Origin of the sequence: Rhodanobacter sp. C05 (assembly GCF_002001165.1) — a bacterium.
GTDB lineage: Bacteria > Pseudomonadota > Gammaproteobacteria > Xanthomonadales > Rhodanobacteraceae > Rhodanobacter.
In genome coordinates this window covers 97,942-113,961 of the sequence record NZ_MUNQ01000006.1, presented here as the reverse complement: position 1 = coordinate 113,961, position 16,020 = coordinate 97,942, and the positions used below count along the sequence as shown (strand labels likewise).

The 16,020-nt window shown below is 58.9% G+C and carries 11 protein-coding genes; 10 read left to right on the top strand and 1 reads right to left on the bottom strand.

Features of this window, described 5'->3' with window-relative positions; all coding sequences use genetic code 11:
- The first annotated feature begins 202 nt into the window (after positions 1–202).
- Together B0E51_RS03185 and B0E51_RS03180 are read left to right on the top strand one after the other, a co-directional pair.
- The gene (locus tag B0E51_RS03185) at positions 203–1,222 is read left to right on the top strand and encodes a magnesium and cobalt transport protein CorA (protein WP_077443401.1); all 1,020 of its coding nucleotides are present in this window, start codon (positions 203–205) and stop codon (positions 1,220–1,222) included.
- Positions 1,223–1,320: 98 nt separating this feature from the next.
- The gene (locus tag B0E51_RS03180) at positions 1,321–3,135 is read left to right on the top strand and encodes a tetratricopeptide repeat protein (protein ID WP_077443400.1); all 1,815 of its coding nucleotides are present in this window, start codon (positions 1,321–1,323) and stop codon (positions 3,133–3,135) included.
- 144 nt (positions 3,136–3,279) lie between these two features.
- On the opposite strand, the gene B0E51_RS03175 is transcribed toward B0E51_RS03180, so the two are convergent.
- The gene (locus B0E51_RS03175; protein ID WP_077443399.1) at positions 3,280–5,409 is read right to left on the bottom strand and encodes a S9 family peptidase; all 2,130 of its coding nucleotides are present in this window, start codon (positions 5,407–5,409) and stop codon (positions 3,280–3,282) included.
- 456 nt (positions 5,410–5,865) lie between these two features.
- Here B0E51_RS03175 and B0E51_RS03165 point away from each other — a divergent pair, with 456 nt between their 5' ends.
- The 8 genes from B0E51_RS03165 (at position 5,866) to B0E51_RS03130 (ending at position 15,981) form a co-directional block, all read left to right on the top strand.
- Positions 5,866–7,278: a glycosyltransferase family 39 protein gene (locus B0E51_RS03165; RefSeq protein ID WP_077443397.1), complete on the top strand. Its 1,413-nt coding sequence runs from the start codon at positions 5,866–5,868 to the stop codon at positions 7,276–7,278.
- 85 nt (positions 7,279–7,363) lie between these two features.
- Positions 7,364–7,801, top strand: coding sequence for a pilin (locus B0E51_RS03160; protein WP_077443396.1), 438 nt, complete (start codon positions 7,364–7,366; stop codon positions 7,799–7,801).
- Between the two features lie 340 nt (positions 7,802–8,141).
- Complete coding sequence (locus B0E51_RS03155) at positions 8,142–8,585, top strand: pilin (RefSeq protein WP_077443395.1); 444 nt, start codon at positions 8,142–8,144, stop codon at positions 8,583–8,585.
- Positions 8,586–8,654: 69 nt separating this feature from the next.
- Positions 8,655–10,745 (top strand): hypothetical protein, encoded by a 2,091-nt coding sequence (locus B0E51_RS03150; protein WP_077443394.1) that lies wholly within the window; start codon positions 8,655–8,657, stop codon positions 10,743–10,745.
- Positions 10,742–12,883 (top strand): hypothetical protein, encoded by a 2,142-nt coding sequence (locus tag B0E51_RS03145; protein ID WP_254424387.1) that lies wholly within the window; start codon positions 10,742–10,744, stop codon positions 12,881–12,883. Before B0E51_RS03150 ends, B0E51_RS03145 begins: the two co-directional genes overlap by 4 nt.
- Positions 12,880–14,040, top strand: a complete 1,161-nt coding sequence (locus B0E51_RS03140) for a glycosyltransferase (RefSeq protein WP_254424386.1) — start codon at positions 12,880–12,882, stop codon at positions 14,038–14,040. Before B0E51_RS03145 ends, B0E51_RS03140 begins: the two co-directional genes overlap by 4 nt.
- On the top strand, positions 14,033–14,959 hold the full coding sequence (locus B0E51_RS03135) for an NAD-dependent epimerase/dehydratase family protein (RefSeq protein WP_077443393.1): 927 nt from the start codon (positions 14,033–14,035) through the stop codon (positions 14,957–14,959). Before B0E51_RS03140 ends, B0E51_RS03135 begins: the two co-directional genes overlap by 8 nt.
- Positions 14,929–15,981: a glycosyltransferase gene (locus B0E51_RS03130; protein ID WP_077443392.1), complete on the top strand. Its 1,053-nt coding sequence runs from the start codon at positions 14,929–14,931 to the stop codon at positions 15,979–15,981. The genes B0E51_RS03135 and B0E51_RS03130 overlap by 31 nt, the downstream gene beginning before the upstream one ends.
- The last annotated feature ends 39 nt before the right edge of the window (positions 15,982–16,020 follow it).

The following is a 16,020-nucleotide window of genomic DNA, read 5'->3' as shown; positions in this document are numbered from 1 at the left end:
CCAGCTCTTGCCCCCTGTTCGGGGTTCGCTGGAATGACGGACAAAGACTTATTCAGACCATCCTTAGCTTGTGTGAGCGACTTCAGTCGCGGCGCTCCTGTGTTCTCTCTGCAGAAAGAGCTATCGCGACTGAAGTCGCTCACACAAGAACATCTGCGCTGCTGCAATTGCCCTGTCTCCAGACGCCGGGCATCATGCGTATATGAACCTGATCACGCCGCCAGCGCCAGCACCGTCGACCACCGAGCAGCCGATGGTGGTCAACTGCATCGCCTACAGGAACGACGGCAGCCGCATCGGCGACATCAGCCTCGACGCGATCAGCGATGTGCTGAAGGAGCCGGACACCTTCGTCTGGGTCGGCTTGCACGAGCCGGACGAGGCCCTGCTGCTCAAGCTGCAGCAGGAATTCGGTCTGCACGACCTGGCGATCGAGGATGCGCATGCCGCTCACCAGCGCACCAAGCTGGAAACCTATGGCGACTCGCTGTTCCTGGTGGTGCAGACCGCTCAGCTGATCGAAGGTCATCTGGCCTTCGGCGAGACGCACCTGTTCCTCGGCCCGCGCTACCTGGTCAGCATCCGCCACGGCGCCTCGCTTTCCTATGCGCCGGCACGACGCACCTGCGAACACACGCCAGCGTTGCTGGCACTTGGCCCCAGCTACGCGCTGTACGGCGTACTCGATTTCATCGTCGACAACCTGTTGCCGATCGTGCGCGACTTTCGCGAAGAACTGCAGCGACTGGAGCAGGACATCTTCGCCGAGACGTTCAAACGCAGCACGGTGAAGCGTCTGTACGACATGCAGCGCGACCTGATGACGCTGCGCCTCGCGGTGGCGCCGTTGCAGGACATCATCAGCCAGCTGGTGCGCTTGCACCCGAACCTGATCCCGGACGAGTTGCGTGCGTATTTCCGCGACGTCTACGATCACGTATTCCGCGTCAACGAATCCATAAGCGCGATGCGCGAAATGCTCACCGCCGCGATCAACGTCAACCTCTCGCTGGTCACCTTCGGCCAGAACGAGGTGATGAAGAAACTCGCCGGCTGGGCCGCCATGCTCGCCGCACCCACTCTCATCACCAGCTGGTACGGCATGAATTTCCATCATATGCCGGAGCTGGATGAAACGTGGGCGTATCCGGCCATGATCGCACTGGTAGTCGGCGTGGTCGGCGTGCTCTACGTCGCTCTCAAACGCGCCCGCTGGCTCTGAAACAGGCTCATGAAGAGCGCAGCAGTCAGAGCATGGGATGCACCAGATGCCGGCTCAGGCAAGTACGCGCCACCGAATGAAAACCCCATGGACGCAAGATGCGCATCAAATTGAATTACGGTTTCACTGGTATTGCAGCCATCGTGGTTATCGTGGTGGCTCTCGTATATTGGCCAGTTATCCATGCCAATTTTGTCTGGGACGATTGGTTTGATTTTAACGAACGGGCATGGCTGCGTCACGGGGATGAATGGAAGCACTTCATCCTCAGGGGTTTCAACGACTGGACAAATTACTTCCGTCCGCTGGGCGTAGCGCTGTTCACGCTGCAAGTCCGTCTGTTCGACGGCGCGCCAGGACCGATGCATGTCGTGTCACTCGGAATGCACCTGGTCAACACGCTCCTGGTGGGCCTGCTTTCGTGGCGCTCCTGCGCAGCCATGTCAAGTGAACTGAAGCGGTCCTGTTTCCTCATCGCTTCAATGCTGCTTTACGGACTCCATCCGGTGCTGATCGAACCGGTGGCGTGGATCGGTTGCCAGTTCGACCTTGTCGTAACCATGCTTACGCTGCTTGGGCTGCTCGCCAACTCAAGCATCCAAGGCGCTCATGCACGGGCGGCGGTTGTCGCGACGCTGTTCTTCCTGGCGGCGTGCACCAAGGAATCGGCGATCTCGTTTCCACTGCTGCTGGTCATTTTTGACTGGGCGCTTCTCTCCAGTCGGCAAGATGCCGGCTCATGCCCAGTCATCCGTGACCTTGTCGACCGGAACTGGCTCGCATGCATCGCGACATCCTTCGCTGGTATCGTTTATCTCGCTTTCCGCCACTGGGCACTCGGAGAAATCATCAACCCATTCGGGGCCAGCTCCGTCTCACTGTTCGGGCGATTGCAGGAAGTCTGCTTCGTCTATCTGCACTACTGGAAGACCTTGCTCTGGCCAATGTCAGGAATGAGTCCAATCCACCCGGTCGACGTGCAGCAATTCAATATCGCCTCGATGCCATCCCTGCTTATCGACGCGGCTGCAATCGGCATCGTGACGGCAGGCTTTTACCTTGCGCTCTGCCGCGCATCGATAATCGGATGCATGATCGTCGCCGTGACTGCGGCACTGCTACCCGTGCTGCATATCGCCTCGGTGGATTTCGACAACAGCCTTTATCACGAACGTTATGCGATGAACGCCCTTGCGGCGATCTGTAGCATGCTTCCGCTCTTGCGGCTACACATGCCTGCCATTAGGAATCGTAAGCAGCTTGGCTTTCCGCTGCTGGCAGCGACCATCCTTTTCTGGCTTGCGTTTTCGGTGATCAATATTCGCGTGACCTTGCCGCTATGGTCCAACAACGTGAATCTGTGGCAATGGGCGCTCGCCGAAAATCCGGATTCTGTCGAAGCCAAGGACGGTTTGCTCAGTGCTTATATCAATACAAAGGACTATTCCAACGCACACAAATTGATAGCCCGACTTTTGGCAGAACACGTTTCATGCGCCAATTGCATGTTGAACGCCGCAATCCTGGCTATCAGCGAGAACGACCCCACGCGTGCGGCGGCTGCATTGGATGAAGCCAAGAACTCCAGGGAGCTCGTCACGAACAAACAGATGTTCCGCTCCTATTTGTTGGTCACTGCCCACATGCTTGCCCTGCAAGGTCATCCAAGCGACGCCGAACAGGTTCTTCGCGCTGCGCTCAAGATGGACCCTCTAGATCCGCACGCGCAGATGTCGCTCGCAATGACGCTTGCGCTTCAGGGCAAGAAAGAACAGGCGCAAAAAGTGGGGGAAGCTGGAATCGCACTGCTCCCGCCGGATGAGCGCGGCCCAGGGCAGAAAATGCTCGATGAAACCATTGCTGCAGGCACCCGGTCGACGCAACAAGCAAATCAGGTCATTAAAGAACAGTAACCTGAAGGATTGCCCTCACAGGACATCACGCATATGGATTCGCCGGGGCAGCCACAATGCCTTGCTGCAGATTTCGCTGCAGCGCGCAGCTCGATTGCCTCCACCATCACGTGATGGCGGAGGAGCGCTTCTCGACACCGTAACTCAGTGAGTAGCAGGCGATACCTGTTTCGCCGCCCACTGCTTAAGCCAGGCGTTGACCGCATCGTGCCATTGCACGCTGTTATGCGGCTTCAATATCCAGTGATTCTCGTCCGGGAAAGTCAGGAACTGGCTGGGGATGCCGCGTCGCTGCATCGCGGTGAACGCACCCAGACCCTGTGTGATCGGAATGCGGAAATCGTCTCCACTGTGCACCACCAACATCGGCACATGCCAGTCCTTGACGTGGTTAAGCGGATTGAACTTCTCGTAGTTCTCCGGGTGATCGTACTGCGTGCCACCGTTCTCCTTCTCCTCGAACCACAACTCCTCGGTGTCGTAATACATCGCGCGCGCATCGAACACGCCATCGTGGTCAACCAGGCACTTCCACGGCTGGTTCCACACACCAGCGATCCAGTAGGTCATGTAACCGCCGTAACTGGCACCGAGTGCGCAGGCCCGGTTACCGTCGAGGAACCTGTACTTGTCCAGCGCGGCCTTCCAGCCAAGCTTCAGATCCTCCAGCGGCTTGCCACCCCAGTCACCGGAGATGGCATCGGTGAAAGCCTGACCGTAACCGGTGGAACCGTGGAAGTTTACCGTCACCACTGCGAAACCCTGGCCAGCATATGTCTGCGGATTCCAACGGTAGCTCCAGCCATTGATCATCGCACCCTGCGGGCCACCGTGGATGATGAAGGCGACTGGATAGGTCTTGCCCGGCTGATAGTCGACCGGCTTGACCACATAACCCTGCACGGTTTCGTTGTTCCAGCCCTTGAAGTTGAAGAACTCAAAATCGCCGACCTTGGCGTTCTTCAGATCCTCTGCGTTGAAGTGGGTGACCTGCTTCAGGTCGCTGCCATTGGCATTGGCAACGTACAGATCGGCCGGCCGCTTCAGGTCATCGCGACTTAGCAGCAACTTGTCACCGACCAGCGAATAGCCATCCACCGTGCCATCACCAACCAATTGGGTGACCTTGCCGCTGGCCGTGTCGATCGCGAACAGCGGGTGCTGCCCGTTGTCATCGATGGTCGTGTACAGCGTCTTGCCATCGGTTGAAATCGTAAGGCCGCCGGGCGAACGGTCCCACCTCGGGTCGACCTCATGCTTCGTACCGGTGGCCAAATCCAGCGCCATGATCGAGAAGCGATCCGCCTCGAAGCCCGGCGTCCTCATCGCCAAGTAATACAGCGTCTTGCCGTCCGGCGAGGCCACAGGGTACGCATCCCACGCCTTGTTGTCGGTGGTGAGATCCCGCGGTGTGGCCGAGCCATCCACCAGCACGCTGTAAACGTCGAAGTTGGTCGACCACGGCTCGTTGGTTCCGGCGATGCGCGCACCGAAATACACTGTCTTGCCATCCGGCGCGTAGCTGAATTCGCTCTCGTCCCCAAACGGCTTGCTCGGTACGTCGCCGTCGATGCCACGGCTCAGCAGGGTCGGCTCTGCCGACAGCTGGCCGTTGCTATCGAAGTCTGCGATGAACAACTGGTTGCGCCGGCCATTAGCCCAGGTATCCCAATGCCGCACGAACAGCTTGCTGTACAGTGTGCCGCTGGCCTTGTCCTTGTCGCGCGCCGCGACGCGCTGCTGGGTGCACGTCAGTGTGGCGCAATCGGTGAACACCTCATACGACAGCAACACGCTCTTGCCATCTGGCGACAGCTTGTAGTCATTTATGTCTAGCGGTGTGTGACTCACCTGCACCGGCGCCGCATGTTTGGCCAGATCCAATCCACCCTTGCCGCCCAGATCCACCCGCCACAACTGCGCCACGCCCTTGGCCGGCGCCACGAAATACAGGCTATGCCCATCCGCCGACCAGCGCGCCGAGCCGGCCTTATCGACCACCTTCACCGGCTGACTGCCGTTGCCCAAAAGATCCAGCACATACACCGCATTGATGCCCTTGTTCGCGGCATAGTCGGTACTGCGTACGCCGAACGCGGCATAGCGCCCATCCGGCGACAGCTGCGGATCGCTGACCCGCTGCATCATGACTAGGTCACGCACGTTGAACGGATGCGGCCCCTGCGTCTTGACGAAGCTGGTGTCCACGGTGTCGCCCGCCATCGCAGGTGCAGCCACCAGCGCAAGCAGCAGCGCGGCAATCAGAAGCTTCATGGAGAGTTCCTTTTTGGCGTCGAAAAGGTGACGGTAAGCGCCGTGAGTGCAACAGGCAAGTCTCCTGCCACGCAAAAACCGCTCAAACCCACACGCCGGCTTCGTGACCTATGAGACGTACACTCATATCAGAATATAGGCAACACACCTCATAAGACTCAGTCCAACCCGGCTCTTCTGCTTCATTCGAGGCGAACCACCGCCAGCAAAGAAATACCTGCCGGCAGGTTGAACCTGTTCAACAAATACCGCTCACTGCGGAAAATGGAAAACAGCATGCGATTGACCAGGCTTGGGGGAATCGCCATACCGGACGCGCAGCCATCTGGAAATATCCGATCCTTAGTCCGCGCCACCGCGACCAACGATCGCCCTTGCATGATTTAGATACGGTGACGCTTCATGGTCTTGCACTACCATGCATACTAAGTGCCCAACCGCAGTCGCTGGCAACCGATGACCACGAGCGAAAACAGAAACCTCAAGGGCTGGCATGGATGGCTGGTACTACTCGCCATCTTTATGCTTGCCTTCGGATTGCGCTGGTACTACGTCAGCACCGCGGTAGTGCTGAACCCGGTGCGTGGCGACGCGACTCAGTACTACGCCTATGCGTTGAATCTGGCCAATCACGGCGTATTCTCGAAAGACCTTCCCGACGCCACCCTCACCCACCCCGACAACTATCGTGACCCCGGCTATCCAGTCTTTCTTGCATTGTGGATGAAAATGCTGGGCTTCGGTGATACCTGGTATATCGCGGTATTGCTGAGTCAGGCCTTGCTCGGTGCACTGACCGTCACCCTCGCTACCCAGCTGGGACGGCACTGGCTGCCGCTGCGCTGGGCCACCGCTGCCGGTCTGCTAATGGCGGTGTGGCCGCACAGCATCACGATCAATGGCTACCTACTCAGTGAAACGCTATTTGATCTACTGCTTGTTCTGGGCATGCTCGCCGTCGCCAGCGCCTTGCAACGCCAAAGTCTGTGGCGCACCGTGATAGCTGGCATTACGTTGGGCGCAGCGGCCCTGACCAACGCGATACTTCTGCCGTTCGGCATCCTGCTCGCGGCATTGCTGGCACAGCACAAACTGGCATCACGCAAGCTGTGCGTCGCGCTGGCCATCGGAGCACTTGCATTGCCGGGTGCTTGGTTTGTGCGAAACGCGGTATTCGTCGTACCCGTCGCTGGCAATTCGTCAACTGATCGTGCATTGCTGAATCTAGTACAGGGTAGTTGGCCTGGCTTTCAATCCGCATGGCGCGACTTGAGGCTCGGAAATGAGGCCGAACAGACACGCGCGCGCGCCATATTTCAATCAATGAACACCGAGTACACCTTGCTGCAAACTTCGCCTTTGCAGGGAGCGCGATCCATCCTCCGGCGCTTCTCGCAACATCCGCTGCAATTCGCTCGCTGGTATCTGGTCGACAAACCGGCGCTGCTGTGGGGCTGGGGCATCGAGATCGGCCAAGGCGATATCTTCATCTACCCGACCAAGAATGCACCCTTCCAGATCCAACCCGCGTGGATCGCACTGGTAGTGTTCTGCCATGCGTTCAATACGGTGCTGATGCTGCTGGCCTTGGCCAGCGTGCTCTGCATCTGGTCGCGAGCACAACGCTTGATGACATGGGAGTGGCAGGCAAGCCGCGCCGTACTGGTCGCGGTGATATGCCTGCTGGCCTTCGTTACTCTGGTCTACTCAACGCTGCAGGCCGAGCCACGCTATTCCATCCCGTTCCGCCCGTTCGAGATATTGCTGGCGATAACCACCTTGCGCGCTAGCGCAGTGTGGTGGCAGCGACGCAAGCATGAAGTCCATGCAGCTAGGCCAGCATCCGCCATTGGCGCACCCGATAGCTGATACGGAAACCCAACGTGGCGCACATTATGCGGTTCGAGTTGGTATAAAACATGCCTGCTATCCTCCGACTTCAGGGGGACCATCCATGCAAGACCAGCGCGCTTCCGCAGGCTTTACCTTGATTGAACTCATGATCGTGGTGGCGATCATCGCCATTCTCGCCGCCATCGCCATTCCGGCCTATCAGGACTATCTGATCCGTGCCCAGGTCACCGAGGGCATGAGCTTGGCTGCCGGAGCGAAATCCGCCGTCTGGGACTACGTCTCCAATACCGGCACCTATCCACCGAGCAACCAGTCCGCGGGGTTGGCCGCGAAAACCGCCATCAGCGGCAATTATGTGTCCAGCGTTGACGTAACCGGTGGAGCAATCACCGTGGCGTTCCAAGGTGCCAAAGCTAATCAAGCGATCCGCAATTCACTGTTAGTGCTGTCGCCAACCACCTCGGGTGGCAGCATTCTGTGGTCGTGCACGCCAAGCACGCTGGATGGCAAATACCTGCCCACGACCTGTCGCAAGTAGTATGGGTACCTACCGCCATTCATTACACAAACTGACAAAATACGTCACTATCTGCCCGATCATGACAAGTGTTGCAGACAGCACCAGATCCTGCCTCACATTGGCTCAAGCCAATCATCCCAGTGCTTGCAGCCTTTCGTGACGAGAGGCACAATCCCGGAGCCTTCGGTATGCGGAAATACACCCGCGGCAATGCTGGCACACAACCTGCTTCGCTTTGCCGCGAGCTTCCTGGTCGTTCCTGACCATGAGTATGGGGTCCGATCCTAAGCTAGGGGGAATTCGGGACCGGGGCTCAGGGGGCATCAAACGGTTAGCTAACCACTACAGAGGAACCACCATGAAGAACATGCAGAAAGGCTTTACACTGATCGAACTGATGATCGTGGTTGCGATCATCGCGATCCTCGCTGCCATCGCCATCCCGGCCTACCAGGACTACCTGGTTCGTTCGCAGGTATCGGAAGCGTCAACCTTGGCCGATGGCGCCAAGACGGCTATCGCCGAGTATTACTCGAATACGGGCGGCTTCCCGCCAAGCAACGTTTCGGCCGGTCTAGCCCCTGACAACGAGATCATCGGCAAATATGTCAAGGACGTAAATGTCGGAACCAAAACGGGCATAATCGTGGTGGAGTTTGGTAACTCCGCTAACACGGCGATCGCCTCGTCTACTTTCAGCCTGTCCGCCATCACCCATGCCGGTTCGATTGAGTGGAGCTGCAAGAACACCACTTACACCACAGTTCTTGCCAAGTACCTGCCGACCTCGTGCCGTCAGTAACTTCATAGTTTCTGTGATGATCAGGAAGGGCCGCCCAGCGCGGCCCTTCTTTTTTGGTGTGGAACTGCAATGTCATATCGACTTTCAATTCTCTCTATCATGTTGCTTGCTGCGTCTGTGCTCGCACTCGCGGTGTGGGCTTATGCCCCAGGCTTGCACGGCGGCTTCCTTTTCGATGACTTTGGCAATCTTCCCGCGCTAGGCACCAGCGGGCCGGTGGATAACTGGGCCACGTTTTTTCGCTACATCACATCCGGTGCAGCCGACCCCACCGGCCGGCCCATGGCGCTGCTGAGCTTTCTGCTCGATGCGCGCGATTGGCCAGCTGCACCATATCCGTTCAAGCGCACGAACCTGTTACTGCATTTGCTCAATGGTGTGCTGCTGGCACTGCTGTTGCGCCGTCTTGGCCGTGAATCGTTCGTGCCAGCCGAACGTGGCCGCAATGACGTGGCCGCAGTGCTCGGCGCCGCATTCTGGCTGCTGCATCCCCTGCTAGTCTCGACTACGCTGTATATCGTGCAGCGCGAGGCCATGCTGCCTGCCAGTTTCACCTTGCTGGGCCTGCTGCTGTGGCTGCATGGGCGTCACGCAATGCTGCATGATCGCCCGCGCCGTGGACTGTGCTGGATCGTGGTCGGACTAGGGGGCTGCACTGTATTTGGCGTACTCAGCAAAGCCAACGGTGTCCTGCTGCCGTCATTGGCTTTGGTGATCGAGTACGTCTGGCTGCAGCAGTGCAGTCCTGCGATGCGCGAACCGGAGGCTGCCTTGCCCGCCTCCGGTTCTAGGCAGTCGCTGCCATCCGCCTATCGCCAAAGCATGCTGCTACTTGCCGGTCTGCCATCGCTGCTGCTTGGCGCTTATCTGCTGCATGCCGGGTGGAGCGGCTTCGTCCACGGTGTGTCGGCACTACGACCTTGGACCATGGGCCAACGTTTGCTGACCGAGCCACGCGTGCTTATGGATTATCTCGATCTGCTGTGGCTACCACGCCCGTTCACGCCAGGCCTGTTCAATGACCAGGTGTCAGCCTCGACGTCGCTGTGGTCGCCAGCGACCACTCTGCCCGCGCTGCTTGCTGTATTCAGCCTCATCGTAGGGGCTTGGTGCCTGCGCACTAAGTTTCCTGCCCTGGCTTTAGCGATCCTGTTTTATTTCGTCGGCCAGATGATGGAGTCCACTACCTTGCAGCTCGAGCTCTACTTCGAGCATCGCAACTACCTCCCGGCGATGCTGATGTTCTGGCCACTAGCCTTGTGGCTGGTGGGCATCACTCAACGGAACCAACACCTAGTCGCGACATGGCCACACAAGGCCATGCCGAACAAGCTCCGATCTGTGGCGATGCTCAAGAGCGCGCTGGCTTTCGTGCTGCTATCCGGACTCGCTGTTATGACCCATGCCTGCACTGCGGTATGGGGCAACACCCACGACCAAGCTCTGTTGTGGGCACGACTCAATCCCGGCTCGCCTCGCGCACAGGCCAATGCAGCCCTGCTCGAAATGGCCGCCGGAAAACCGCAGCAGGCCATCGCCCGCCTGACTACGGCGCTCCCCACCGATCCGGATCAGGTACAGCTCAGCTTCAATTTGATCGGTGCGCACTGCATGCTCGGCAAAGTATCCGCCAGCGACTTTGAGCTGGCACGCCAGGCCATTTCCCGTACACGCGATCCCGGCAGCCTGCTGGCGCACTGGTTCGACTCGAGTATTGAAGCCGCCGTACAGGGCCGTTGCCACGGACTCGACCTGACTACGCTGGATAGTCTGCTGGACGCCGGACTAGCCAACCCGAAACTGGTCGAAGTGGACGGCCGTCATCAGGACCTACTGTATCTGAAGGGCCACATTGCCCTGGCCCGACATGACCCGGCGGCGGCATTGCGCGATTTCAACGCCGCACTCGACCTGGACGTACGTACCGGTGCCGCGCTGAACCAGGCCGCGCTGCTCGGCGCCGCAGGCTACCCACAGGAGGGATTGGCTCACCTTGATCACTATCGCGCATTGCAGGTGCCACGAGTGTCGCCGACCAGTGGCATGCCATGGCTACACGCATGGGTATTGCAGCGGCAGGACTACTGGCCGAAGGAGGTCCAGCGGCTGCGCGATACACTACGTCAGGACGCCCAAGCCAAGGTTGCCGGCCACCAATGAACGCCTCACTTATAACGCCAGCCAGGGCTGGCCACACCCGTGCGGGCTGGTGGCTGCTGCTGGCAGCGCTCATGCTAACTACCGCGATCTACAGCATGGGACTGTCGGGTGCCTACCTGTTCGATGACTACCCCAATATCGTCGATAACATCGGCGTACAGCCACATGATGCCAGCGTGTCCTCGCTGGTGCGTGCCGCGCTGTCGTCGCCCGCCAGCGAATTCAAACGGCCATTAGCCTCGCTGAGTTTTGCCGCCAATTACCTTGCAAGCGGGCTCGATCCCTATTGGATGAAGTTCACCAACCTGGTCATCCACCTGTTGAACGGATTACTGGTGTTTTTGCTGTCCCAAGAGCTGATCCAGGTTGCTGTCCGCAAGAAAGCTCAATCCGCAGATGGAGCGGCTTTAGGAGCGACTGAAGCTGCTCCAGTGGGCACCGAAATAGTGCATGAGGCAGGAGCACGGACGGTCGGTATCATCGCCGCTCTGATCGCAGCCGGCTGGCTGCTGCTACCAATCAACCTCACCGGCGTGCTCTATGTTGTGCAACGAATGGAGAGCATGGCCAACCTGTTCGTGCTGCTTGGCCTGATCGGGTATGTCACCGGACGACAGCGCATGCAGGGGATGAACATTGCCATCTACGCTGTCCCTTCCCATGCTCACAGGAAAGAACCAGGTTGGAACGCGAATTCAACCACCAGCCGAGGCTTCATCCTATGTCTAGTCAGCATTACCATCCCGGCAGCGATCGGTATCCTAGCCAAAGAAACGGCGGTAATGTTGCCGTTTTATGCGTTCCTGATTGAGTGGATCCTGTTCGGTTTTCAAAGCTCCCAGAACGCCGCCCCCGCAGCTACCGCATCCGAGGCGTCGCCGGCTTGGCGCCGCGACCGCCGCATCATCGCGCTGTTCCTGCTGGTGCTTGCGCTACCGATGGCGGTGGGGCTGGTGTGGTTGCTTCCTGGCATATTCAACGCCGAAGTCTGGGCCGCCCGGGACTTCACTCTGGGCACACGCCTGTTCAGCGAGATGCGCATCATCGTCGATTATATCGTGTGGACTCTGCTGCCGACGTCGGATGCACTGTCGTTCTATCACGACAATTTCCAAATCTCGAGTGGGCTACTGACACCGTGGACCACGCTGGCTAGCATCATGTTTCTTGGTGTGTTGATAGCGCTGATGATCTGGCTGCGCCGACGCCAGCCGCTGGCCGCACTCGGCATCGCACTATTCCTCGGCTGCCAGCTGCTCACCGGCACCATCCTGCCGCTGGAGCTGATCTACGAGCACCGCAACTACTTCGCCAGTTTCGGCCTGCTGCTGGCGATCATTCCGCTGCTCGCTGCGCCAACGATGCTTCCTCTAGGAAGTGTCGTCGGCATCTTGCCGATGGCACTTCCACGGTATGCCCTCCTGGCCGGTTTGATGCTGTGCTGGACAGCACTGACCGCGCTCACCGCCCATGCCTGGGGCAACCCATTGCGGCTTGCCGAAGATCTGGCCAGCCGCGTGCCGCAATCGCCACGTGCGCAATACGAACTCGGTCGCACCTACATCATCAACTCACACTACGATCCGGACTCCCCGTTCACCCAGCTGGCCTATGCCCCGCTGGAACGATCCGCCGCACTGCCGAACTCTTCGATCCTGCCGGAGCAGGCGCTGATCTTCATGAACTCACGCATGCATCTGGCGCTGAAGGACGCTTGGTGGGACAGCATGATCGTCAAGCTGAAAGCACGGAAACCTGGTGTACAGGACGAGAGCTCGCTGGCCGCACTGACCCAGTGCAACCGCGAACGACATTGCGACCTGCCCAGAGATCATATGATCGCCGCCTTCCACGCCGCGCTCTCCCATCCCGACCCCAGCGCGCGTTTACTTGCCACCTACGGTGACTACGCCTGGAATGTACTGGACGACCAAGAGCTCGGTGAGCAGATGATTCAGCAAGCCGTCAAGGCCGCACCGAATGAGCCCGCGTACCAGATCACCTTGATCCGTATGCTGGCAGCACAGGGTAGAAGTGTTGACGCACGCGTCGTATTGAAACGACTGCAGACATTGAACATCGGCGGGCGCCTGAACCAAGCCCTGGCCGAACTATGCGACTTGCCGGGCTTGCGATGAGTGACACCCAGCCTTCTCGTGGATCGTCCGACGTGTTGCACGTGTTACTACTAAGCACATCCTATCCGGCCGACGTTGCGGACTGGCGCGGTGTATTCATGCGGCACCTGGTGGCAGCACTGGCCCGCCGACGCGACATCCAGCTTGCGGTTTGGGCGCCACCCGGCGAATTGCCGGTCACGGCCACATCGATCACAACTTCGCAGGAAGCAACGTGGCTGAAGCGATTGATGGCCGCCGGTGGCATTTCCCATCTGATGCGCAGCGGCGGCGTGCGCACTCTGTCGACACCAGTGAAGCTGCTACGCATGATCGCAGCAGCTTACCGTCGCCATCACACCGTGGACGTCTACCATATCAACTGGCTGCAATGCGCCCTGCCGTTGCCTCGCAACGGCAAACCGGCGCTGATCACGGTATTGGGCAATGACCTGAAGTTGCTGCGCCTGCCGCTCATGCGCCACCTGCTGCGACGGGTCATGCGCCGGCGCAAGGTGGCGATATGTCCTAATGCGGAATGGATGCACGCCCCCCTGTTGGCAGCTTTCGGCGATGTCGCCGAGGTGATCCCCGTGTCTTTTGGGATCAGTCCACGCTGGTACGCCATCCAGCGAACTCTCAACATACAGGCATCCAAGCGCTGGCTGGTGGTGACCCGTTTGACTGCCGACAAGATCGGCCCCCTGTTTGAATGGTCGCATGATTTGTTCCATCACACCGATCGCGAGTTGCATCTGTTTGGGCCGATGCAGGAGGGCGTCACCGTACCGGACTGGGTTCACTACCACGGCGCGGCAACACCTGAACAACTGGCCACCGATTGGTTTCCCGGCGCCTGCGGACTGATTACGCTAAGTCGCCATGCTGAAGGCCGACCGCAAGTGATGCTGGAAGCCATGGCTGCGGCACTACCGATCATCGCCTCACGCATGCCAGCGCATGCCAGCGTCGTAGATGATGGGGTGACAGGCATGCTTTGCGACTCGACTGAGGCTTACGGCGCTGCACTGATGCAACTGGAGGACGCCAACACCAACCGGCGTTTCGGCGCAGCGGCGCGCGATTGGGCCGTTCGAGAGATCGGTACCTGGGACGATTGTGCACAGCGCTACACTCGCATCTATCGAGGACTGATTGGGAACGACAGCATTGAGTGATTCCATCCTGATCCTGGGCGCAGGCGGCTTTGTCGGGACGCATCTGGTTCGCACGCTGGCAGAACGTGGCGAGCAAGTGATCGCGGTCAGCCGCCAACCTATCGACCTGGCTCTGGCTAACGTCGATATCATCATCGGCGAACCGAATGAACCCGAACATTTCCTGCCGCTGCTCAGGCGCAGCCGTGCCGTGATTCATACGGCGTCGCGTTCCACGCCGGGCAGCTCGGCCGGTCATGCGATGGCGGAACTGCAGCACAACCTGCGTCCGACCCTGGCCCTGTTGCAGGCGCTGCAGACGCATCCGCAGTCGAATCTGCTCTACCTATCCTCCGGCGGTAGCCTGTATGCCACCGCGCCGGAAGAGCTCGCAACCGAGTCCTCCCCCGTTCGACCGCGCTCCTATCACGGCGCAAGCAAGATCACCGCGGAACATTTCATCGGCGCATGGTGTAGCCAGTACGGTGGCGGCGCGACCATCCTGCGGCCGTCCAATATCTACGGACCCGGCCAGTACGAACGCACCGGCTTCGGCATCGTCCCTACCGGCCTGGGTAAGATCAGCCGCGGTGAAACCTTACCGGTTTGGGGGGACGGTTCGGCCATTCGTGATTATCTGTACATCGAGGATTTCGTAGCACTGTGCATCGCCACACTGGCCACGCCGATGTCGGACGGGGCACGCGTACTTAACGCTGGCAGTGGTGCCGGGGTAAGCCTCAATGAACTGTTCAATGTGATGGAGGCTGTCACCGGTCGAGTGTTGCAACGTTCCTATGATACTGGTCGCGCTGTGGATGCGCCGCGGGTGGTGATGGACGCGAGCCTTGCCCGCCAGCATTACGGCTGGAACGCAACGACATTGCTGCACGAAGGAATCGCAAATACATGGGCGTGGTTCAACACTATCCTGCCGTGAACCGCCCGGAAACACCGGTCTGTTCGGTATGCATTGCAAACTATAATGGTGTGGCCTTGCTGGCCGACTGCCTGGATTCCGTGCTCGCCCAGCACGGCGAATTCACTGTCGAGATCATCGTCCACGACGATGCCTCGACTGACGAGTCGCTGGCTCTGCTGCGTGATTGCTATCCACAGGTCGAAGTACTAGTCAGTGCAAAAAACGTGGGTTTCTGCATCAGCAATAACCGCATGGCAGCACATGCCCGTGGCGAATACATCCTGCTGTTGAACAACGATGCCGCTCTCTTTCCCGATGCTCTTTCTACGCTGATGGATACAACGCTGGGCGACCCCTCCCCCGTCATTCTCACTTTGCCGCAATATGACTGGACCACCGGGACTCTGGTTGATCGTGGCTGCATGCTCGATCCGTTCTACAACCCCATTCCCAATCTCGACCCGAAGCGCACCGAAGTGGCCATGGCCATTGGTGCTTGTCTGTGGATCTCGCGCAGTCTGTGGAACACGCTGGGGGGCTTCCCGGAATGGATGGAGTCGATTGCCGAAGATCTCTATCTGTGTTGCTTTGCTCGCTCGTGCGGTGTGGGCGTGCATACTGCTAGCAGAAGCGGCTTTCGTCACCGCCTAGGCACTAGTTTTGGCGGGGCTCGCATCGATGGGAACCGGCTCAAGAGCAGCGTAAGGAGAAGACGCCTGAGCGAGCGCAACAAGACCTTCGTACTTTTCATTTTCACGCCAACGCCACTGATGTGGCCGCTTCTGGCAACCCACTTGATCATTGTTCTACTTGAAGGAATGATCGTCAGCGCAATCCGAATGAACCATCGCATCTTTCTTGATATTTATGCGAATGTGCCCAAGGCACTGTGGCATCAATGGAAAACGCTACGCATCTTGAGACGTCAGGTATGTAATGTAAGGAGCACACCAGTGCGAGCATACTTCCGTGTTTTCTCACCGTTGCCGAGAAAGTTGCTGTTGCTGCTGCGCCACGGGATACCACGAATAACAAAGTGACACCGCTGCGCCAACGTTTGGGCCAGCGTCAATCAGGAT